Genomic DNA, 451 nt, shown 5'->3' on the forward strand with positions numbered 1-451 from the left:
AAACCATGCAGAAGAGCAATCATGACATTTTCTGGTAAAACGGCTTTTAATTGAAGCGCTTCTTCGATTTGGGCAACAAAAAAAGTGCGGCAACCAGCTTGATAAAGTGCCGGGGCAATTTTATGTGCCCCTAACCCATAGGCATTAGCTTTCACTACCGCTGAACACTCAGTTGGAGCAACATGTTGGGCTAAAGTTCTATAATTTGCAACAATAGCACGCACGTCGATGGTTGCTATAGCTGTAGCAGGAAATAATGGGTTTGCTGTATCCTTAGCGGATTTGTTCATTTTAAAAAATCCTCTCTCGAGTCAGTGAGACAAGAAGTTTACTTTGGTTCTTTCATATAGTTTTCTATGATATATGAAAAGGATGCGTGTGCTGTTTGTTCTTATCAAAATCATGAGCAGTTCATACTGAATTATGTGTTATCAAAGCAACCTTTTAAGGT

At 39.2% G+C, this 451-nt stretch carries 1 protein-coding gene; it reads right to left on the reverse strand.

What is annotated here, in order from left to right; genetic code table 11:
- Nucleotides 1-290, reverse strand: a 290-nt coding sequence (locus ACFINZ_RS10540) for an alanine racemase (protein WP_375701487.1), incomplete at its 3' end; no start/stop codon positions are given.
- Nucleotides 291-451: the final 161 nt, after the last annotated feature.

This window comes from Bartonella sp. AA81SXKL (assembly GCF_042196945.1).
GTDB lineage: Bacteria > Pseudomonadota > Alphaproteobacteria > Rhizobiales > Rhizobiaceae > Bartonella.